This is a genomic window from Prochlorococcus marinus XMU1404, from assembly GCF_017696175.1.
GTDB classification, from domain to species: Bacteria; Cyanobacteriota; Cyanobacteriia; order PCC-6307; family Cyanobiaceae; genus Prochlorococcus_A; species Prochlorococcus_A marinus_X.
The window spans coordinates 108,813-130,694 of record NZ_JAAORE010000002.1; the positions used below are offsets into that span (position 1 = coordinate 108,813).

The 21,882-nt window shown below is 33.6% G+C and carries 24 protein-coding genes; 17 read left to right on the forward strand and 7 right to left on the reverse strand.

Going from position 1 to position 21,882, the window contains the following annotated elements:
- From HA144_RS04230 to ccsB, 5 genes are all read left to right on the forward strand, one after another.
- Entirely contained in the window at positions 1–714 is a 714-nt protein-coding gene (locus tag HA144_RS04230) for a M15 family metallopeptidase (protein WP_209042820.1), read from the forward strand.
- A gap of 125 nt (positions 715–839) precedes the next feature.
- Positions 840–2,636, forward strand: a complete 1,797-nt coding sequence (gene typA, locus HA144_RS04235) for a translational GTPase TypA (RefSeq protein WP_209042822.1) — start codon at positions 840–842, stop codon at positions 2,634–2,636.
- Positions 2,637–2,647: 11 nt separating this feature from the next.
- A complete protein-coding gene (locus HA144_RS04240; RefSeq protein WP_209042824.1) occupies positions 2,648–3,016 on the forward strand; it encodes a DUF309 domain-containing protein in 369 nt (122 codons plus the stop codon).
- A gap of 94 nt (positions 3,017–3,110) precedes the next feature.
- The gene (gene lptB, locus HA144_RS04245; RefSeq protein WP_209042826.1) at positions 3,111–3,839 is read left to right on the forward strand and encodes an LPS export ABC transporter ATP-binding protein; all 729 of its coding nucleotides are present in this window, start codon (positions 3,111–3,113) and stop codon (positions 3,837–3,839) included.
- A gap of 112 nt (positions 3,840–3,951) precedes the next feature.
- Positions 3,952–4,881, forward strand: coding sequence for a c-type cytochrome biogenesis protein CcsB (gene ccsB / locus HA144_RS04250; RefSeq protein ID WP_209042828.1), 930 nt, complete (start codon positions 3,952–3,954; stop codon positions 4,879–4,881).
- A gap of 22 nt (positions 4,882–4,903) precedes the next feature.
- Here ccsB and rpe read toward each other — a convergent pair whose 3' ends face one another.
- On the reverse strand, positions 4,904–5,662 hold the full coding sequence (gene rpe / locus HA144_RS04255; RefSeq protein ID WP_209042830.1) for a ribulose-phosphate 3-epimerase: 759 nt from the start codon (positions 5,660–5,662) through the stop codon (positions 4,904–4,906).
- Between the two features lie 188 nt (positions 5,663–5,850).
- Between rpe and glpX the strand changes: the two genes are divergently transcribed.
- From glpX to HA144_RS04290, 7 genes are all read left to right on the forward strand, one after another.
- A complete protein-coding gene (gene glpX, locus HA144_RS04260; protein WP_209042832.1) occupies positions 5,851–6,852 on the forward strand; it encodes a class II fructose-bisphosphatase in 1,002 nt (333 codons plus the stop codon).
- An 18-nt stretch (positions 6,853–6,870) separates the two neighbouring features.
- A complete protein-coding gene (locus HA144_RS04265; protein WP_209042834.1) occupies positions 6,871–8,181 on the forward strand; it encodes a glutamyl-tRNA reductase in 1,311 nt (436 codons plus the stop codon).
- 130 nt (positions 8,182–8,311) lie between these two features.
- On the forward strand, positions 8,312–9,607 hold the full coding sequence (locus tag HA144_RS04270; protein WP_209042836.1) for a glucose-1-phosphate adenylyltransferase: 1,296 nt from the start codon (positions 8,312–8,314) through the stop codon (positions 9,605–9,607).
- Positions 9,608–9,701: 94 nt separating this feature from the next.
- Positions 9,702–11,120 (forward strand): NADP-dependent phosphogluconate dehydrogenase, encoded by a 1,419-nt coding sequence (gene gndA / locus HA144_RS04275; RefSeq protein WP_209042838.1) that lies wholly within the window; start codon positions 9,702–9,704, stop codon positions 11,118–11,120.
- The gene (gene pgl, locus HA144_RS04280) at positions 11,108–11,845 is read left to right on the forward strand and encodes a 6-phosphogluconolactonase (protein ID WP_209042840.1); all 738 of its coding nucleotides are present in this window, start codon (positions 11,108–11,110) and stop codon (positions 11,843–11,845) included. The genes gndA and pgl overlap by 13 nt, the downstream gene beginning before the upstream one ends.
- A gap of 30 nt (positions 11,846–11,875) precedes the next feature.
- Positions 11,876–12,424, forward strand: a complete 549-nt coding sequence (locus HA144_RS04285; RefSeq protein WP_209042842.1) for a CIA30 family protein — start codon at positions 11,876–11,878, stop codon at positions 12,422–12,424.
- Entirely contained in the window at positions 12,414–12,800 is a 387-nt protein-coding gene (locus HA144_RS04290; protein ID WP_209042844.1) for a coat-like protein, read from the forward strand. The genes HA144_RS04285 and HA144_RS04290 overlap by 11 nt, the downstream gene beginning before the upstream one ends.
- Before the next feature lie 21 nt (positions 12,801–12,821).
- Here the strand turns inward: HA144_RS04290 and ilvD are convergent, their stop codons facing one another.
- From ilvD to HA144_RS04305, 3 genes are read right to left on the reverse strand one after another with little or no spacing between them, the layout of a single operon-like run.
- Positions 12,822–14,495, reverse strand: a complete 1,674-nt coding sequence (ilvD, locus tag HA144_RS04295) for a dihydroxy-acid dehydratase (RefSeq protein ID WP_209042846.1) — start codon at positions 14,493–14,495, stop codon at positions 12,822–12,824.
- A gap of 23 nt (positions 14,496–14,518) precedes the next feature.
- Positions 14,519–14,809, reverse strand: coding sequence for a hypothetical protein (locus tag HA144_RS04300; protein ID WP_209042848.1), 291 nt, complete (start codon positions 14,807–14,809; stop codon positions 14,519–14,521).
- Between the two features lie 29 nt (positions 14,810–14,838).
- Complete coding sequence (locus HA144_RS04305; RefSeq protein ID WP_209042849.1) at positions 14,839–15,456, reverse strand: uracil phosphoribosyltransferase; 618 nt, start codon at positions 15,454–15,456, stop codon at positions 14,839–14,841.
- 63 nt (positions 15,457–15,519) lie between these two features.
- On the opposite strand from HA144_RS04305, the gene HA144_RS04310 reads away from it, so the two are divergent.
- The 5 genes from HA144_RS04310 to purQ all read left to right on the forward strand — a co-directional run bounded on the left by HA144_RS04310 (position 15,520) and on the right by purQ (position 18,336).
- Positions 15,520–16,032, forward strand: a complete 513-nt coding sequence (locus HA144_RS04310) for a pentapeptide repeat-containing protein (RefSeq protein WP_209042851.1) — start codon at positions 15,520–15,522, stop codon at positions 16,030–16,032.
- A 9-nt stretch (positions 16,033–16,041) separates the two neighbouring features.
- Entirely contained in the window at positions 16,042–17,106 is a 1,065-nt protein-coding gene (locus HA144_RS04315) for a GTP-binding protein (protein ID WP_209042853.1), read from the forward strand.
- Positions 17,107–17,152: 46 nt separating this feature from the next.
- Positions 17,153–17,317, forward strand: a complete 165-nt coding sequence (locus HA144_RS04320) for a hypothetical protein (protein WP_209042855.1) — start codon at positions 17,153–17,155, stop codon at positions 17,315–17,317.
- Positions 17,318–17,414: 97 nt separating this feature from the next.
- On the forward strand, positions 17,415–17,669 hold the full coding sequence (gene purS, locus HA144_RS04325; RefSeq protein WP_011376342.1) for a phosphoribosylformylglycinamidine synthase subunit PurS: 255 nt from the start codon (positions 17,415–17,417) through the stop codon (positions 17,667–17,669).
- 1 nt (position 17,670) lies between these two features.
- A complete protein-coding gene (gene purQ, locus HA144_RS04330) occupies positions 17,671–18,336 on the forward strand; it encodes a phosphoribosylformylglycinamidine synthase subunit PurQ (protein ID WP_209042857.1) in 666 nt (221 codons plus the stop codon).
- Between the two features lie 52 nt (positions 18,337–18,388).
- Here purQ and fba read toward each other — a convergent pair whose 3' ends face one another.
- The 3 genes from fba to HA144_RS04345 form a co-directional block, all read right to left on the reverse strand.
- Positions 18,389–19,462, reverse strand: coding sequence for a class II fructose-bisphosphate aldolase (gene fba, locus HA144_RS04335; RefSeq protein WP_011376344.1), 1,074 nt, complete (start codon positions 19,460–19,462; stop codon positions 18,389–18,391).
- 150 nt (positions 19,463–19,612) lie between these two features.
- Positions 19,613–20,680 carry a class I fructose-bisphosphate aldolase gene (locus tag HA144_RS04340; RefSeq protein ID WP_209042859.1) on the reverse strand — a complete coding sequence of 356 codons (1,068 nt, stop codon included), beginning with the start codon at positions 20,678–20,680 and terminating at the stop codon, positions 19,613–19,615.
- A 102-nt stretch (positions 20,681–20,782) separates the two neighbouring features.
- A complete protein-coding gene (locus HA144_RS04345; RefSeq protein ID WP_209042861.1) occupies positions 20,783–21,880 on the reverse strand; it encodes a Gfo/Idh/MocA family protein in 1,098 nt (365 codons plus the stop codon).
- Positions 21,881–21,882 lie beyond the last annotated feature (2 nt).

Consider the following 21,882-nt stretch of genomic DNA (forward strand, 5'->3'; position numbering starts at 1 on the left):
TTGGAACAAAACAAAGATTTAAATCAAATTGATATACCTCTAGCTAAACGAACCCATTTAAATAATCCCAACTCTATTTTATTAAAAAAATCATTAATATTTTCTCCATTTCTTTTTCTACTTTTTTCTATCTTTACATTGCGATTAATTAGAAATATAGAAATTGGATCTCTTGGTGATCTCAATTTTCAGGCACAGATAAATCACGACCATAGAATTTTAGGTCATTTACCCTATGCCGAAATTCCTAAGGAGAAATTAGTTTTAATTGCTCCCAATATTGAAGTTCATATCGATATGCGTGATTCTTTATTAAAGATGAGAGACGAAGCAAAAAACGATGGTATATATTTAGTTTTCTTGAGTGGCTATAGATCAATAAGTTTGCAAAAAGAAATCTTCTATTCTCTTAAATCTTTTAGAAACCAAGAAGCCGCAGAAAGAGCTAGAGTTTCAGCTCCCCCAGGATATTCTGAACATAGTACTGGTTTTGCAATTGATATTGGTGATGCTACACAAAGAGAAACAGACTTTGAGACCGAATTCGAAAATACTGATGCTTTTAGATGGTTAAAAAAGAATGCAGCTAAATTTCACTTTAAGTTATCATTCAACAAAAATAATAAATATATAGATTATGAACCTTGGCATTGGAGATATGAGGGATCAATTGAAGCTTTAAAAGTTTTTGAAAGTTCAAATAGAGAATTGTGATCAGTTCACTTTCTAAATTATTCAATATAAATATTTTTTCTAAGTCTTAAAAAGAAAATTCTCATAATAAGCATTCTTTGAGTTAGCCTTGATAAAGTCATCTTCTTTTTATATAGATTTTATAAATGTCATCTTCGATAAAAGAAATTAGGAATGTTGCAATTATTGCCCACGTCGATCATGGGAAGACAACTCTTGTGGATGCATTGTTATCTCAATCAGGAATTTTTAGAGACAATGAAGTGATTCCTACATGCGTAATGGATTCGAACGATCTTGAAAGAGAAAGAGGAATTACTATACTCTCAAAAAATACTGCAGTTAACTATAAAGACACAAGAATAAATATTATAGATACACCAGGACACGCAGATTTTGGAGGAGAAGTCGAGAGGGTTCTGGGAATGGTTGATGGCTGTTTGCTTATTGTTGATGCAAATGAGGGACCGATGCCTCAAACAAGATTTGTTTTAAAAAAAGCATTAGAAAAAGGACTAAGGCCGATAGTCTTTGTTAATAAAATTGATAGACCTAGAGTAGTACCTGAAATAGCAATTGATAAGGTCCTTGATTTGTTTTTAGAATTAGGAGCCGATGATGATCAATGCGATTTCCCTTATCTTTTTGGGAGTGGCCTATCTGGTTTCGCAAAAGAGGAAATGGAATCTGATAGTGACAATATGATGCCTCTCTTTGAAGCTATTATTAGACATGTACCGCCTCCAGTGGGCGACTCAAATAAGCCTCTTCAGCTACAAATCACTACTTTAGATTATTCTGATTTTTTAGGTAGAATTGTAATTGGAAAAATTCATAATGGAACTATAAAAAATGGTCAGCAAGCTAGTTTAATTAAAGAAGATGGAAAAAATATCAAAGGAAAAGTTAGTAAGCTATTAGGATTTGAGGGATTGCAAAGGATTGATATAAATGAAGCATTCGCAGGTGATATTGTTGCAGTTTCCGGTTTTGATGACGTCAATATAGGTGAGACCATAGCATGCCCCGATTCCCCTCATCCACTTCCATTAATCAAAGTTGATGAGCCTACTTTAAATATGACTTTTGTTGTCAATGATTCGCCATTTGCAGGGAAAGAAGGAAAATTTGTTACTAGCAGACAATTAAAAAACAGATTGGAGAGAGAACTTTTAACAAATGTTGCCCTTAGGGTCGAAGAAACTGATTCTCCTGACAGATTCTCGGTTTCAGGTAGAGGAGAATTACACTTGGGGATTTTGATTGAAACTATGAGGCGAGAGGGGTTTGAGTTTCAAATATCGCAACCTCAAGTAATTTTTAGAGAAATTGATAATGTTGAATGTGAGCCTATAGAGACTTTGGTTTTAGATGTGCCTGAAGTATCTGTTGGATCATGTATAGAGAAACTTGGCTCTCGAAAGGCAGAGATGAAAAACATGCAGACGAGTTCAGATGGGAGAACTCAATTAGAATTTCTTGTGCCATCAAGGGGACTAATTGGATTTCGTGGTGAATTTGTTCGGATAACTAGAGGTGAAGGTATCATGAGTCACTCTTTTTATGAATATAAACCTAAAACAGGAGACTTTGAAACTAGGAGAAATGGAGTTCTTATAGCTTTTGAGGAAGGTGTGGCCACATTTTATGCATTAAAAAATGCTGAAGATAGAGGAGTTTATTTTATTAAACCAGGAGTTAAAGTTTATAAGGGAATGATAATTGGAGAGAATAATCGACCTCAAGATCTTGAGTTAAATATATGTAAAACTAAACAGTTGACTAATATGAGGTCTGCAGGGGCAGAAGAACTTGATACTTTACAATCACCAGTTGATATTACTCTTGAAAGAGCACTTGAATATATTGGCCCAGATGAAATGTTAGAAGTGACACCGGATTCAATAAGGATGAGAAAAATAAATAAGAAGAAAAAATATTAATATTTAATTTCATGGATGAAGAAAGTAAAGAATGTTTTAAAGATTCCCTTCATACGGCTTTAAATCTTTTTAATAATCATAAATGGTATGAGGCTCATGATGCTTTTGAAGAAATTTGGAATTTTGTTGATGGTGATGAAAGACAAGTCATCCAAGGGATTCTACAGGTATCTGTCTCACAGTTTCACTTAAGTAAAGGTAATTTAAATGGAGCTACTATTTTGCTTGGAGAAGGTTTGGGGAGAATAAAAACTAGAACCAAGATCAATTTAGGTATTGATCTTGAATCTTTCTGCCGATGTTTGGAAGATTTATTGTGGAAATTACAATATAAAGTGAATTTAAATGAGAACGATAAGCCTTTTCTGAAACCTCTTTGATTAAAATGTACATCTTTACCCTTAAATTAAATTATTTTTTTCTATTTCTTTATTTTTTTCAAGAAAATAAAATAATTAATCTTTTTCCAGGAAGATGAACTTAAAAATTCAAAATGTATCCCTTTCGATTAAGGGTAGATTAATAGTAAATGATGTTTCCATAACAGTAAATCCTGGAGAAGTTGTAGGTTTGATGGGACCTAATGGCGCAGGGAAAACTACCACTTTTAATCTTGCAGTTGGAAATATAAAACCAGATAAAGGTAAAGTTTTAATGAATGGTAGAAATATAACCAATCTTCCACTCCCAATAAGATCAAGACTTGGTTTGGGTTATTTAACTCAGGAGGCGAGTATTTTTAGAGATTTAACTGTAAAGGACAATATAGATTTAGCTTTACAGAATTCATCTTATAGTCGAGCGGCGGTAAGAAATAGAAGAGAACAATTAATTAATGAATTTAATTTGAATAATTTTGTAGATAATTATGGTTATCAACTTTCAGGAGGAGAGAGGAGGAGATGTGAAATAGCTAGAGCACTCTCTGTGGGTAGAAAAGGGCCAAAATATTTATTATTGGATGAACCATTTGCTGGTATCGATCCTCTAGCTGTTAATGATCTAAAGAGTTTAATTCTTAAATTAAGTAATAGCGGGGTAGGTATTCTTATTACAGACCATAATGTGAGAGAGACACTTCTGATTACAAAAAAGTCTTATGTATTAAGTGAAGGAAAAATTTTATCTTATGGATCATCAAGTGAATTAGCAGATAACTCAATAGTTAAAAAGTATTATCTCGGAGATAATTTCAAACTTTGAAATACCTCAAAAATAAATTAAAACTTAATTATTAAATATTTACTCATATAAGTATGTTTTAAATTATTATTTGATTGTTATTGAATTTTAAAACAGGCTTAAACTTCTTGAAATGATATTAAATAATCTTTTTAAAAATATAATTTATGACCCGGTTTCAGTGTTAGGTATTCTGGTTTTTTATATTTTATTAATTAACCTACCAATATCTTTGGGTGCAGTTTTCAAAAAAAAGTCTTCTTTTACTGTACGATTTCTTACTATCCTAGTGAATTTATTCATAACGCTACAATTACTTTTTAGGTGGATAATTTCTGGGCATTTCCCAATAAGTAATTTGTATGAATCTCTTTATTTCCTTACTTGGGGGATAATAATTGGACAACTATTGATTGAGAGGGAATACCAATCTCCAATAATTCCCTCAATTGCTATACCCATTGAGTTGCTGACTGTGTCTTTTGCTTGTTTTGTTTTGCCTGAAGATTTGAAATTATCATCCAACTTGGTTCCAGCTTTAAGATCTAGTTGGTTAATAATGCATGTAAGTGTCGTAATGCTTAGTTATGCGGCATTAATAATGGGTTCTTTACTTTCAGCTTCTGTTTTGTTCATTAATAGTAAAAAGCCTCTTCAAATAAGAAGTAGTTCTATAGGGATAGGAGGATTCAAAATTTCTAATAACTATCCTTTAACTGAATTAGTTGATCCTATTGAATTTTCTCATTCAGAAGAATTAGATACATTAAGTTATCGTTCTATATTGATAGGTTTTGTCCTGTTAACTCTAGGTTTAATTTCTGGTGCGGTTTGGGCTAATGAGGCATGGGGCACATGGTGGAGTTGGGATCCAAAAGAAACATGGGCATTTATTTCATGGTTGTTTTATGCTGCTTATTTGCATATGAGAATAAGTAAAGGTTGGCAAGGAAGAAGGCCAGCATTATTAGCCACTACTGGCTTCTTAGTCGTTTTAGTATGTTATTTAGGAGTTAATTTTTTAGGTATAGGGTTGCATAGTTATGGCTGGATATTTGGGTAATTTGTTAATCTCGCAGAATATCTTATTGAGGTTCTGAAAGCACCTTCCCGTTCTGTGCTTCTTGTGCAACTTTTCTCAAGTCATCACATCCCTCTTTTAATGTTGGGTAAGCAAACATTCCACTGCCTGCAATAAAACAATTAGCACCAGCATCTGCACATTGTGAAATTGTCCAATTTGCTTTTATACCTCCATCAACTTCAATGTCGACATTTAGGTTTTTTTCGATAATAAAGTTTCTTATTTCTCTGATTTTACTAAGCATTGTTGGTATATAAGCTTGCCCACCAAAACCTGGATTAACTGTCATTACTAAAACATGATCAACCATATCCATTATGTTTTTAATCATCTCAAATGGAGTATGAGGATTTAATGCAACAGAAGGAGATCCTCCTAGGTCTCTTATTCTTCCAAGAACTCTATGTAAATGAATATTTGCTTCGGCATGAGCTATTACTACTCCTGGTTCACCATTTGCTCCTTTAGTAGCGTTTACATACGATTCAAGCATGGTTTCACAATTGTATTGACTTACCATTAATTGAGTTTCAAAAGGAACATTACAATATTTCCTGCATGCAGCAATCATTTCAGGACCGAAAGTAAGATTTGGCACGAAATTTCCATCCATTACATCAAATTGAATTCTATCCACCCCAGCTTTCTCAAGATCTTTCACACATGCCCCCATATTTGCCCAATCTGCAGGTAAAACAGAAGGAATTATTTGAATTGGTCTATTAACACCAGCTAAATTTTTTTGATTTGACTCAGTCATTTAATTTTTAAAATATTTAATAAAGATACTATATTTAGTTGTTTATTCCTAATTTCAAGTCATGGCCTGATAAAGTAACAGCTGTAAAGAGTTAAAAAAAGCTTACTAGCATAATAATTCTCAAAAAAAATGTCATTTTTTATGAGATCATACTCTAAACCTTTTAGAAAATCCTCAAAAATTTAATTGTGAATCAAACATTAATTCAAGAAATTCTCGAAGTCGTCGAGCAAGCAGCTATTGCCTCAGCAAAACTTACAGGACTTGGTCAAAAAGATGAAGCTGATGCTGCAGCTGTCGAAGCAATGCGATTGCGAATGGGCAAAATTGAAATGAAAGGGAAAATTGTTATTGGTGAAGGTGAAAGAGATGAAGCACCAATGCTTTATATAGGTGAAGAGGTGGGAAGTGGAAGTGGACCAGGGGTTGATTTTGCAGTAGATCCTTGTGAAGGAACTAACCTTTGCGCAAATAATCAAAGAGGTTCTATGGCAGTTTTAGCTGCCTCTGATACTGGCGGTCTTTTTAATGCTCCTGATTTTTATATGAACAAATTAGCAGCCCCCCCCGCTGCAAAAGGGAAAGTAGACATTAGAAATTCTGCAACTGAAAACTTGAATATACTTAGTGATTGTTTAGATCTTTCTATAGATGAACTTACTGTAGTTGTTATGGATAGAACCAGGCATAAAGATTTAATTAAAGAGATTCGAGGGTGTGGTGCAAAAGTACAACCAATCTCTGATGGTGATGTTCAAGCCGCTATTGCATGTGGTTTCGCAGGGACTGGAACACATTGCTTGATGGGTATAGGAGCTGCTCCAGAAGGTGTTATCTCCGCGGCTGCAATGAGAGCTCTAGGGGGCCACTTTCAAGGACAACTAGTTTATGATCCAGCAATTGCTCAAACTTCTGAATGGGCTGATTACACAAAAGAAGGAAATATAAAACGCCTTAATGAAATGGGTATAACCGATATAGATAAAATCTATGAAGCTAACGAATTGGCCTCAGGAGAAAATGTTGTTTTTGCTGGTAGTGGAATAACTGATGGATTATTATTTAACGGAGTTAAATTTGAAAGGGATTGTGTTAGAACAAGTAGCTTAGTAATTAGTACATTAGATAGTACTGCAAGATTCACAAATACTGTGCATATAAAAGATGGTGCTAAGAGTATCAGCCTTTAAAAATTTATTTTTAATTTTATGCATATTGTTGTCGTCGGACTAAGTCATCGCACGGCACCTGTTGAAGTGCGTGAGAAGTTAAGTATTCCTGACCAATCCATAACAGAATCTTTGAAAGCATTAAAAGCTTTCTCTGAAGTGTTGGAGGTATCAATTTTAAGTACTTGTAATAGGCTAGAAATATATGCGTTAGTAAAAGATAAAAATACTGGTATTTCATCTATTAAAGAATTTATATCAGATTATTCGGGAATTATCTTTGAAGATTTAAATCCACATCTATTTTGCTTTAGGCAAGAAGATGCAGTTTTACATTTGATGAAAGTTTCGGCAGGACTCGACAGCCTCGTACTAGGGGAAGGACAAATCCTTTCGCAGGTAAAGAAAATGATGAGATTAGGTCAAGATAATCAGTCTACTGGGCCTATTCTCAATAGATTATTAACTCAATCTGTTAGTACAGGTAAGAAAGTTAGATCTGAAACAAATTTAGGAACCGGAGCTGTATCAATAAGTTCAGCAGCAGTAGAACTTGCTCAATTGAAAATTGGACAAGAAAAGGGGTTTGATAATCTTGTTAGTTTGGAATCAGAGAAGGTTCTTGTAGTTGGAGCTGGACGAATGAGTAGGCTTTTAATAACGCATTTGAAATCAAAAGGTTGTAATAAACTTATTCTTGTTAATAGAAATATTGATAGAGCATTAAATCTCGCGGAAGACTTCCCGGACTTAGAAATCTTTTGTAAAGGGTTAAATGAATTAGATGAAAATATATCAATATCTTCTCTTGTTTTTACTAGTACAGCCTCAGATGTGCCAATAATTGATCTCGCTAGAATTGAAAAATTAAATTTGAATAATAAACTTAAATTTATTGATATTGGAGTACCGAGAAATATATCTAATGATGTTAAACAACATCAATTTGTAAAATCATTTGATGTAGATGACCTACAAGAGGTCGTTTCAAGAAATCAAGAATTTAGGCAGAAAATTGCAAAGGAAGCAGAATCTTTAGTTGAAGAAGAAAGAATCATTTTTCTAGAATGGTGGGCAAGTTTAGAGGCTGTTCCAGTCATTAATAAACTTCGATCTGATTTAGAGTTAATCAGAAAAGAGGAATTGCAAAAAGCACTTAGTAGAATGGGACCTGATTTTTCTGCAAGAGAAAGAAAAGTTGTGGAAGCTCTTACCAAAGGAATTATCAATAAAATACTTCACACACCTGTTACTAAGTTGAGAAGTCCTCAATCAAGAGAAGAAAGACAAGCTTCTTTAAAAATTGTCGAAAAATTGTTTTCTTTGGAGGATGAGGATAAAAACAACTAAATTTATCTAATTTATATTAAGTTTTTCAAGTGATTTATCGAAATACCTTCGTAAACTGACCATTGCTGTTTCTAAATTTACCCATAATCAGTTACTTTAGTTAGTTGTATATCTACCTCCATTAGATTGAATGAAGCGTGTGTTAGCCATCATCCTCGGAGGAGGAAAAGGTTCTAGACTTTACCCTTTAACAAAAATGAGGGCGAAACCTGCTGTGCCATTGGCCGGTAAGTATCGTTTAATTGATATCCCAATTAGTAATTGTATTAATTCTGGTATAGAAAAAATGTATGTATTGACTCAGTTCAATAGTGCATCTCTAAATAGACATATAGGAAGAACCTATAATTTAAATGGCCCTTTTGGTCAGGGATTTGTTGAGGTTTTAGCTGCGCAACAGACCCCTGATAGTCCAAAGTGGTTTGAAGGTACTGCTGATGCTGTTAGAAAATACCAATGGTTATTTCAAGAATGGGATGTAGACGAATATTTAATATTATCAGGTGATCAACTGTATAGGATGGATTACAGTTTATTTGTTCAACATCATAGAGATAATAGAGCTGACTTAACTGTCGCAGCTTTACCAGTTGATGAAGCCCAAGCAGAAGGTTTTGGCCTCATGAGAACAGATGATTTAGGAAATATAAAAGAGTTCAGTGAAAAGCCTACTGGAGAGAAGCTGAAGGCAATGGCAGTAGATACTTCCAAATTTGGATTAAGTATTGAGTCTGCTGCAGAAAAACCCTACCTTGCCTCTATGGGTATCTATGTATTTAGTAGAAATACTCTTTTCGATCTTCTAAATAAATTTCCTAGTTATACTGATTTTGGTAAGGACATAATTCCTGAATCACTTAAAAGAGGCGATACTCTCAAAAGTTATGTATTTGATGATTATTGGGAAGATATCGGAACCATTGGTGCGTTCTTTGAGTCAAACCTTGCATTAACTGAGCAACCAAAACCTCCATTTAGTTTTTATGATGAGAAATTCCCAATTTATACAAGACCTAGATTTCTTCCTCCTTCTAAACTTGTAGATGCTCAAATTACTGATTCAATAGTCTGTGAAGGTACAATCTTGAAGTCATGCAGTATTTTGCATTGTGTTTTGGGTGTTAGGAGCAGGATTGAAAGTGATTCTGTTCTTGAGGATACTCTTGTAATGGGTGCCGATTTTTTTGAATCGCCTGAAGAGAGGATTGAATTAAGAAAAGGAGGCGGAACACCTCTTGGAGTAGGTGAAGGAACTACTGTAAAAAGAGCAATTCTTGATAAGAATACAAGGATTGGTGATAATGTCGTGATTATTAATAAAGATCGAGTAGAAGAAGCAGATAAGCCAGAATTAGGCTTCTACATAAGAAATGGAATTGTTGTAGTAGTTAAAAACGCAACTATTGCAGACGGAACTGTTATTTAGATCTTTTCGATCATTTTTCGCTGACATAAGTATTTTTTTTGAGCAATTTTGTTGAGTTGCAGGCACACTATATTTATTGAGTTTTTTAATTTTTATGTCCAAGGCACATTTCGGTTTAATCGGTCTTGGTGTTATGGGCGAAAATTTAGTTCTTAACGCAGAGAGAAATGGATTTTCTAGTGTGGTTTTTAATAGAACTTACTCAAAAACTGAAGAATTTTTGCAAGGTCGAGGCTTTGGTAAGAATATAGCGGGAGCTGAAACTCTTCAAGAATTTGTTAATAAGCTTGAGAGACCTAGAAGAATTCTAATGATGGTAAAAGCCGGATCCGCAACAGATGCTGTTATAGACAATATTTCTGGATATCTCGAAGAAGGAGATTTATTAATAGATGGCGGTAATTCTCAATTTAAAGATACAGAAAGAAGGGTAAAAACTCTTGAAAGTAAAAGTTTTGGATACATTGGAATGGGAGTATCTGGTGGTGCCAAAGGTGCTCTTGAAGGTCCAAGTATGATGCCTGGAGGTACTAAGGCTTCATATGATGCGATAGAAAGTTTATTAACTAAAATGGCTGCCAAAGTTGAAGACGGACCATGTGTAGCATATGTAGGACCAGGAGGTTCAGGTCATTTTGTGAAAACTGTTCATAACGGAATTGAATATGGAATTGAGCAAATACTTGCAGAAGCTTATGACCTTATGAAGAGAGTCAAACATATGAATGGACAGCAGATGTCAGAGGTATTTGGTATTTGGAATAATACTGATGAATTAGCTTCTTATCTTGTTGAGATAACGGAGATTTGTCTAAATACAAAAGATGAGATTACTGGAGATGATGTTGTTGAGAAAATATTAGATAAAGCTGGCCAGAAAGGTACTGGGTTATGGACTGTTGTAAGTGCTTTAGAACTTGGCGTATCAGTACCAACTATATATGCATCTTTAAATGCAAGAGTAATGAGTTCTTTAAAAGATCAACGTAGTGAGATTGAAAAAACTATTCCAAGCAAAGAGATAGAGGATTTTGATTTAGGAAATATATCGGATGGAATGAAACCTTTATTTGATGCTGTAGTCCTTGCCACAATAGCTAGCTATGCCCAAGGTATGGATATTTTAAGAGAAGCATCTTCAGTATATAATTATGGTTTGAATATGCCTTCTATTGCTCAAATATGGAAAGGTGGTTGCATAATTAGATCGAAATTATTGAGTAAAATTCAAGATGCTTATAAAAATGACCCTAATCTAAAAAATTTAATTTTTGATGATTGGTTTAATAATGAAATAGCTACAAGATTAGATAACTTAGCCAATGTAGTTTCCTCATCTACAAAAGCTGGTATACCAGTTCCATGTCTATCCAGTACTTTAGATTATTTGAATAGTTACAGAACCAATAGACTTCCTCAGAATTTAGTTCAGGCAATGAGAGATTGTTTCGGCTCACATACATATGAAAGAATTGATAAGGAAGGTAGTTTTCATACTGAATGGATGAAATGATTGAAAAGGTTAAAAATGGATATACCCTTAATATTTACAAAGACAAGTTAGAACTATCAACAGCGGTTTTTAAGTTTATTGAAATTCAAATTATTCATACTTTAAAAAATAAAGACAGATTCAAATTTTGTGTAAGTGGAGGCTCAACCCCTAAATCTGTGTATCAGCTTTTATCAAAATGTGATCTTAGATGGGATATGGTTGATGTCTTTTTAGGAGACGAAAGATGTGTTGATCCAAATTCAGAATTAAGTAACTCGCTAATGTTGAAAAATTCATTGTTAACTAATTTTGGATCTAAAGCTTTTTTTTATGAGATTTTTAATGATTTAAAGGCTGATGATGAAGTTACAAAAAATCAATTTATTTCTAAATTATTTGAAAAATGTGGATCAAACCCTCCAACATTTGATTTAACATTATTAGGTCTTGGAGACGATGGTCATACAGCTTCACTATTCCCTTATCAAAAAAATAATAATGTAGATGATTTTGTGATTTTTAATGAAGGTAAAGGATTAAAAAGAATTTCATTAACTCCAAAGGTCCTTTCAGCCTCATCAAAGATAGTATTTTTAGTTAGTGGTGCCAATAAAAGAATTGCCCTTGATAGGTTACTAGATGATAAAGAGCCACCAGATAGAACACCATCAAAATTAATAAAATCCATAAATCAAATTTCAATATTTTGTGATCAGGAATCAGCAAAAGAATTAGAAATTTAGTTAAAGTCTGTTAATGATTTAAATTATTTAATGAGTAATAAAAAATTTTTATTCCAGAAAATGGAGTTTAATGGTTGGAAAACATTAAATGATACTGTTATGGGCGGATCAAGTTCAGCTTTCTGTGAGTTTTCAAATTCTGGTCTGTTATTAAAGGGTGATATTGTCGAGAAAGCAGGAGGATTTGTTAGTTGTAGATCGCCTATTTATAAACCCTCTTTAAACTTATCTGAATATTTATCCTTCGAATTAAATATTGATGGACAGGGAAGAACTTTTAAATTTGCTGTCGCTTGTGAAGATGATCTTCTTGGACTAACCGAATTTATTCCTGGTGGTCTTAGATGGATTAAATCATTCCCAACAAAAAAATTTGGAACAACTAATGTTCAAATCCCCTTTAGTGAGCTAAAACCTTCAGTAAGAGCTAATAAGGTACGGTTCCCATTTAAATTTAAGCCATCTAAAATTAAGAGATTGCAACTACTACACTCTAAGTTTGGTGATGATGGATTACTTAATAATGAATTTAAACAGGGTTCCATAAAAGTTTTAATTAAATCAATAAGTGTTATTTGAAAATCCATTTAAAAATATAGAGAGCTTAATCGCTAAGTCAGCAGATTTAACAAATAAACCTTTTGTGCATTCTGTCGTAAAAATAAATGGTGAATACGAAATCGAAGAAGAAGATATTGATTTGACGGTTAATATCTTATGTCGAGATAAAGAAGGTAAAAGATTAGAAATTTACGATCTTGAATTAGAACTTTTTAAATCAAATAAAGAGTTAGTTTTAGTTATCTCTAAGCTTAATTTCCCTGATGAACCAATATTATGGTTTGGAGTTAAAACATTGTGGATGAATAGTAATAATGGGAAAAAATGCAACTCACCAAAATACAGTGCTAGATTGGAAAACTTAGCAAATAGGATAAAAAGCTTTATTGATTAAGAAAATAAACTTTAAGCTGATCTATAAATCAGTAACAGCTCCTAAACTTGATGTGCTTACGATTTTCGAATATTTTGAAAGTATCCCTCTTTTGTATTTTGGTGTAGGTCTTACCCAATCTTTTTTTCTTTTTTCTAATTCTTCGTCAGATAAATCAACTTTAATTAGTTGCTTTACAGCATCTACTGTAATTAAATCACCTTGTTTTATAAGAGCAATATTTCCGCCAACAGCAGCCTCTGGGGCTATATGACCCACAACCAGACCATAAGTGCCCCCGCTAAATCTACCATCGGTAATTAAAGCTACCTTCTCTCCGAGGCCTTGACCAACAATTGCAGATGTTGGAGCTAACATCTCTCTCATACCTGGTCCTCCTACAGGTCCTTCATTTCTAATAACAACAACATCACCAGCTTTGATATCATTATTCAATATAGATTTTAAACAATCCTCTTCACTTTCAAAAATCTTTGCTGGACCTGTTAATACAGGGTTTTTTACTCCGCTAATTTTGGCTACGGAACCTTCGCTCGCTAAATTACCTTTTAATATCGCTAGGTGTCCTTTTTTATAAAGAGGGTTATTTATATCTCTTATGACATTTTGATTTGTTGCAGGCTTATCTGGAATATTCTGTAAGTATTCTGAGATTGTTTTCCCTTCAATATTTTTGCAATCGCCATGAATTAATCCTGCATTCAAAAGTATTTTCATTACTTGTGGAATCCCACCAGCATTATGAAGATCCACCGTCACAAATTTACCACTCGGTTTAAGGTCACAAATAACGGGTACTTTTTGTCTGATTCTCTCAAAATCATTAATGTTGATATCTATTCCTGCAGTATTTGCAATGGCTAAGATGTGCAAAACCGCATTTGTTGATCCTCCAATTGCCATAATTACTGATATTGCATTTTCAAATGCTTTCTTAGTCATTAGGTCTAGAGGTCTTATGTCTTTTTCTATTGCAGATACTAATATCTCAGCACTTTTATCTGCACTTAGTTCTTTTTCAAGATCTTCAGCAGCCATAGTGGAACTGTGAGGAAGACTTAACCCTAATACTTCAATAACTGCAGACATTGTATTAGCTGTAAACATCCCTCCACAGCTACCAGCACCAGGAATACAATTTTTCTCAACTTGGATTAGCCTTTCTTCATTAATTTTGCCTGATGTTAATTGTCCAACAGCTTCAAATGCACTAACAACAGTAAGATCTTCTCCATTCAACTTTCCAGGTTTTATTGTCCCTCCATAAATGAAAATTGAGGGAATATTCATTCTTGCAATCGCTATCATGGCACCTGGCATATTTTTGTCACATCCACCTATAGCAAGCACTCCATCCATACTCTGAGCATTGCATGCTGTTTCAATTGAATCAGCAATAACTTCTCTTGAAACTAGTGAATATTTCATGCCCTCTGTTCCCATAGAAATACCATCACTTACTGTTATCGTTCCAAACATCTGAGGCATCCCACCTGATCTTTTTATTGATTCTTCAGCTTTGAGTGCTAGCTTATTTAAACCTATATTGCATGGTGTTATGGTGCTGTATCCATTTGCAACTCCAATAATAGGTTTATTAAAATCTTCATCATTAAATCCAACAGCTCTTAACATCGATCTGTTAGGGGATCTTTGCACACCTTGGGTTATTGCAGATGATCTGAGTTTATTCATATTATTTGAGAACCTTTTTTATTCTATTGCCCCAACTCTTCAAGTTGCTTCCTCACATCAGCAATTGCAGAATTAAGTTTCTCAACTTTCTTCTCCAGATTCTCTCCTTCAACTTCATTTATCTTTTCATTTGAATCAATCGCTTCAGAGCCATCTTGAATTCTAGAGGAATACATCATTGCTTTTTGTTTCTTTTCCTCCTTTCTTTTGTCTGCTTCGGATATTAACCACCATGCTAGACCTGCTGCTCCAATAAAAGCACCGCTTATTAATGATAAAAGATTATTTGAAGACGAATCTCTGTATTCAGACATTGGTAAAATATTTACTCCTATATTCTATATTAGTTATTATCTTGAAATATAGTACTTAAACGCAATAAAGGATTCCCAATACCCGGTACCAATAATTTTGTGTTTTCATCTTCCTCATCTATGCAAGAGGTGTAGATTACCTGATTAGGGAATAATTTGCCAATTTCATTTAACCCTTTATTTGAGCAAATAGCAGTTATTAACAAAATCCTATTGGAATCAACACCTAATTTCTTTAATTTAATTAAAGTTTCTAATGTTGCTGATGTTGTCGTTATTTGTTCAGAATAAAATAAAACTCCTTCATTTGAGTCAATAGTCTTAGGTAGTTCTCCCAATGAAAGTGTTGAATTAGGAATTACTTCTTTAGATCCAAACCAAAGAGATAACCCTTCGGGCAACATTGCGAGCACTTTTATTGGATAATCATTATTAATAAAAAATCCATCTGCTTCCCCATTATCAGTATTTACTCTCTCTTTTTTATATGGCAGCCAATTACGTAATGCTTCATATGTAAGCCATTTACCTAATTGTTCATATCCTGTTGAGTACAAAATGTTTGGAGTATTTTTTTCTCGCAATATTGAAAGCCAATGTTTTATTAATGGATGAGGAGGAACAATTACCTTTAGTGACATTGCCATATATTTTCCTTTAAGATACTCTTACAAACTTTAAATACTTAAGTTCTAAAATACAGTCTTATTATGATTAAATCAATTGTTTTCCCCTCACTAAAGAATGCTTTAATTACTTTGTTATTCGTTGGAATTTTATTTTTTAATTCTGTAAATTCTGCATGGGCTAAAAGACCTCCAGAAATTAGAAACCAACAAGACCTTAATTTAGAGCCAGATATGCATGGTCAAGATTTAAGCGGTAACGAATACGTTAAGTTTGATTTGAATGGGTTTAATTTCAGTGAAAGTAATTTAGAAGGCGCGGTATTCAATAATAGTAAATTGCAAAACTCAAAGTTTACTGGAGCCAATTTAAGAGATGCACTAGCTTATGCAACAGACTTTACAGATGCAGATCTTTCGGATGTTAATTTTACAAATGCTTTATTAATGGAAAGTAATTTTGAAGGAGCAAAAATAGATGGTGCAGATTTTACTGATGCTGTTCTTAGTCGTACACAACAAAAACAATTATGTGCAATTGCTAATGGCACAAATACTTCTACAGGAGAGAGTACAGAATATAGCCTAGGTTGTTAATCATTAAGGATGAAAAAAAAAATACCAGTAATAGTTGTTTCCGGTTTTCTTGGTTCAGGTAAAACAACTTTTCTTAGATATTTGTTAAAGGAAAGTAATAAAAAATTCGGTTTAATAATCAATGAATTTGGTGATGTTGGAATTGACGGTGATTTAATTAAAAGTTGCGATAGATGTGATGAAACAGAAGAAGAATGCGTAATCGAATTAAATAATGGATGTTTATGTTGTACTGTTCAAGATGATTTTGTTCCATCAATAAAAGCTCTTCTAGAATTTAATCCTACTATTGAATCAATAATTATCGAAACAAGTGGCTTGGCACTTCCAATTCCCTTAATTCAAGCACTTAACTGGCCTGAAATTAGGTCTTCCATATACCTTGATGTAGTAGTTGGTATCGTTAATGGAGAGTCAATGCTTAATGGTTCACCAATTAATGATCTTAATAAAATAACAAAACAATATAATGATACGTTTAAAATTGATCATAACGCCGATATTGAAGAACTTTTTGAGGAACAACTTGAAGTCTCTGATATCGTTTTAGTCTCTAGATCAGATATCTTAAATGATCATCAGTTTGATGTTGTAAAAAATAAAATCCAAGGAAGTCTGAACTCATCTACACCTGTCCTTAAATCCAAGAATGGCAAAATTGATTTAAATTATCTATTTGACTTTAACTTTAAAAAGGAGACTTATAAAGAATTTTTAACGGAAGAACATGACCATAATCATGTTGAGCTTGTATCAGATTCAATTAAATTAAATTATTTCCTTGAAAAAAATGACTTTGAAAAAGAGATGTCAAAAATCTTGGATGAATTAAACATTCTTCGAATAAAAGGACGTATTTGGATACCAAACAAATCATTGCCTTTACAAATACAAATAGTTGGAAAAAAAATTAATACTTGGTTTGAAGAAGCTCCCATCAATTGTTGGAAACCAATTGATAATGCTGGTCTTGAATTAGTAATAATTTCCTTTGATGAAAAATCGATAAAAATTTTGGAAAAAAAATTTAAAGAGAAATTTAAGATTTTAAATGACCCAATAATACCAATTTGACTTTATAGTTAGCTGTCGGGATACTTACTACAGTAGAAAGTCGTAAATGGAAAATCCAAAAATTGCTTTAAAACAAATAATCTCTGACGATGTAATATCAATTGATAAAATCAAATGTTCCAAATGTGGAGGGGCAGGAAATTTTAAAACACCTGAAAATTCAAGAAGAACTTGTTTAGTTTGTTTTGGTAAGGGTTACATAAACATTTAAAAATTCAGAAAACCTTGAGGTAAAAATATTTGTTTATTAATCAATAGTACTTTTTATTAGAATTTAAACTAATCTTCTAATAGAAATTATTTTTTAATTGGACCAATTTGCTGTAAAAGTTTTTGTAAGACTAAGACCTTCAGTTTTAGATCCAGCAGGGGAAGCTACCAAATCTGCCTCTATAAAACTTGGAGCCGAGGGAATAAAATCATTACGTATAGGAAAAATGATTGAAGTAAAAATAGAAGGTAATGGTGAAAACGAAGTAAGAGAAAAAATTGATTTATTGTGTGATAGGTTATTCGCAAATACTGTTATTGAAGACTATGAATATTCACTAGAAAAATTATAAGATGGATAATTTTACTGTAGGAGTTATTGTCTTCCCTGGTTCTAATTGTGATCGTGATGTTTCATGGGCACTGGAAGGTTGTTTAGACATGAGAACGAAATACTTGTGGCATGAGTCTTCAGATTTAAGCGATGTAGATGCAATAGTTTTACCTGGAGGATTTAGCTATGGTGATTATTTAAGATGCGGTGCAATTGCTAGATTCTCTCCATTAATAAATGCCTTGGATGAGTTTGTTAAAACCGGAAAAAGAGTTTTAGGAATATGTAATGGGTTTCAAATCTTAACAGAATCAGGCTTTTTGCCTGGTGCCCTTACTGCAAATAAAAACCTTAATTTCATCTGTGATGATGTTGAACTTGATATTGTTTCTTCAAAAGGAGGTTGGTTTAATAATGGAGGTGAAAAACAAACTATTAAGTTGCCAATAGCGCATGGGGAAGGAAGATATCATTGTGATTCTGATACTTTAAAAAAACTTGCAGATAATGAATTGATCGCTTTGAGATATAAAAATAATCCTAATGGATCCTTATTTGATATCGCAGGCATAACTAATGAAAAGGGAAATGTTTTAGGTTTAATGCCTCATCCAGAACGTGCATGTGACGATACAATTGGTGGGACTGATGGTCTCTTTACATTAAAATCATTAATATTGAAATAAAAAAAAAGACCCCCGATGTTGGAGGTCATTTTTTGCTTGATTCCTTTTTTAATTAAACAGTAGCTTTTACTTTGGGATCTAAATCACCTTTAGCGTAAAGATCAGCAAAGTAATTGGTGCTGTTTTGCTTGATCTTACTCGCTTGACCTTCGCACCAGAATTGCTTGTATCTGTCAAGACAAACTTGCTTCATGTATTTTCTAGCAGGTTTGTTGAAATGTCTTGGGTCAAAGTTTGCCTTGTCAGCAAATGCTGCCTCTCTTACCGCGGCAGTGAAGGCAAGTCTGTTATCGGTATCAATGTTGACTTTCCTAACTCCATTTCTTATTCCCTCTTGAATCTCTTCAACAGGAACACCATATGTTTGAGGAATTTCACCACCATATTTGTTAATGATATCCAACCATTCTTGAGGCACTGAACTAGATCCATGCATTACAAGATGTGTATTTGGAAGTGCTTTATGGATTTCAGCAATTCTGCTTATTGCAAGAACTTCTCCTGTAGGCTTCCTTGTGAACTTATATGCACCATGACTTGTACCTATAGCAATTGCTAATGCATCAACTTTTGTTTTAGCAACAAAATCTGCCGCTTCTTCAGGATCAGTCAAAAGCATATCTGTAGAAAGTTCACCTTCAAATCCATGGCCATCTTCTGCCTCACCTTTTCCTGTCTCTAATGAACCTAAGCAACCTAATTCACCTTCAACACTAACTCCAACTGAATGAGCAAAATCTACAACTTTTTTAGTTACCGCAACATTGTATTCGTAACTCGCTGGTGTTTTTGCATCTGCCTCTAGAGAACCATCCATCATTACAGACGTGAAACCATTAATTGCTGCTGAATAACATGTTGATGGCTCGTTACCATGGTCTTGGTGCATCACAACTGGAATATTAGGATAAGTTTCAGTTGCTGCAAGAATCAGATGACGAAGAAATATTTCTCCAGCATAATTTCTAGCGCCTCTTGAAGCTTGTAGAATTACAGGACTATCTGTTTCATAAGCAGCCTCCATAATTGCTTGAACTTGTTCAAGGTTATTTACGTTAAACGCTGGGATACCATAACCATTTTCAGCAGCGTGATCTAAAAGTAGTCTTAAGGGAACAAGGGCCATAATCAAAATGAATTAGATGCTTAAGTTTTTAAGCAATATGTTCCGAGAGTTTAGTATACAGAGGTATCAAATGTCACGTCATTAGATATACAAAATACTAAATTAACGAATCTAATTTTATGGTCCAGTGTATATTTTTAGAATTTTAGGTTAGTAAGTGTAGCCTGCAACAAATAATTGCTCATCAGATGAAGGTTGCGAACCTGCTACGTAGGATCCTGTTGAAGCCTCTGAGTTTGCTTGAGCTCTTGCTATTAAGGCCTTTTGACCACCTTCTACATCACTTCCCTTCCAAGCCTTTAAGCACGAGTGCTGTAATGCTCTTCCATATGAGAATGAAACGTTCCATAAAGCTTTTCTGTAAAGAGTATTCATATTATTTAAATAAACAGAAGCAGCCTCTTCGCTTAATCCTCCTGATAAGAAAACTATTCCAGGAACAGATGCAGGAACGCATCTTTCCATAGTTCTTATAGTCATCTCTGCAACTTTCATAGGATCTGCCTTAGTTTGACAATCTGCTCCATTAACTGTCATAGAAGGTTTTAAAAGTGTTCCCTCTAGAAAGACTCCATTAGCTTGACAAGCAATGTAAACCTGCTTAATAACCTCTTGTTGAACTTCAGCAGTTTTTTCGATAGTATGATCGCCGTCCATTAAGATTTCAGGTTCAATAATTGGTACCAAGCCCGATTCTTGAACTGATCTCGCATACCTTGCGAGTCCCCATGCGTTCTCTTGTATTGATAGTTTTGAAGGACAACCATCACTTGTTATCTGGAGAACTGCTCTCCACTTTGCAAATCTTGCGCCTTGTTCATAATATTTTGCTGCTCTTTCAACTAATCCATCTAGACCAGAGCAAAAAGTTTCTACATCTCCTGCTCCAGGAAGTGGAATTAAACCTTTATCAACCTTTATTCCAGGAATGATACCTAAATCATTTAATTTCTTAACCATTGATTCACCATCTTGGTGATTCTGATAAAGAGTTTCTTCAAAAAGTATTGCTCCACTTATGTATTTACCAAGGCCTTCTGTAGTAAAAAGCATACCTCTATATGCCTTCCTGTTCTCTTCAGTATTCTCAACACCAATTCCAGCTAGTCTTTTCCCAACTGTTTTAGTGGATTCATCTACGGCTAATATACCTTTCCCTTTAGAAGCTAGTAATTGAGCATTTTCTTTAAGCTCATTCTTGTAATAATTTAAAGCCATCCTTAAAAATTCAGTTCAATTGATTTTTCCAGAATATGAAGAAAAAATAAAATCAATCTAATACTTAATCGGGTGATATTTGCTACGTATCAATGTATAGCCTTAAATTTTGATACTTAATCCACTTTTCGATGATTCTCTTATAGCTTCACAAACTTTATGACTTGCAAGTCCCTCACTCAAGCCTGGAATGATCGGTGTTTTATTAAAAATACTTTCAGCCCATAAATTTTGAATTCTCATTACTGGGGCTATCCTCCCATCAGTCCATGTTTTTTTAAAGTTAAAACTTGAATCTGCAGTTAGATTTTGGATCTTATTTTCTTTATCTGAATATTTCAAATTAAAACCATGCACATAATCTTTTTGGTTCTCGCTTTTAAGAATAAGTGAACCTTCGCTCCCATATATTTCTAAACAAAATCCTCTACCGTTTCTAGAAATCGATGATAACGATACTTGACATGGAATAAGATTCGAGCTGTAGTTTGATAATTCTATATTGGCTAGACAAACATCCTCGCTCGTAACATCATTTAAATCAGATGAATTAGGTGATGGTCTTTTTTTTATTGAGGTTGCCAACTTGCCAGATACGTTTATGGATTCTCCAAAAAACCAATTCAACATATCGAATGCATGAGTACCCAAGGCGCCAATAACTCCTCCACCTTTTTCTTCCAAAGAATACCAATTCCAAGTTCTTTTGGGGTCGGATCTACTGCCCATTAACCAATCTAATTTGACTAAATATATATCTCCTAAGATATTTTCATAAATAAGTTTTTTTGTCTGAAGGAAAAGGGGTACTGCTCTATATTCAAAATCAACACATACGCTTAGGTTCTTAATCAATGATATTCTATGTAGCTCTTCAATCTGAGAGGACGATATTGAAACGGGTTTTTCTAATAGCAAGTTTTTATTATTCTCAAGTGCTTGTTTTGCTAATTTAAATCTTGATTCAGGAGGGGTAGCAATAATAATCCCATCAATTTCTGGAGATTTAACTAAGTCTTCCCAATCATGAAAAAACTTTAATCCCGTTTCTTTTTCTATTAATGATTTTTGTGCTTTCTCATAATGATATATAGCTACAGGCGTTAAATAATGAGACTCTTTTAGTGCCTCTAAATGAACTTTCTTCCCAAACCCAAGTCCAGCAATGGCAATTTTTAATTTTTTATTTTTTGTATTCATTC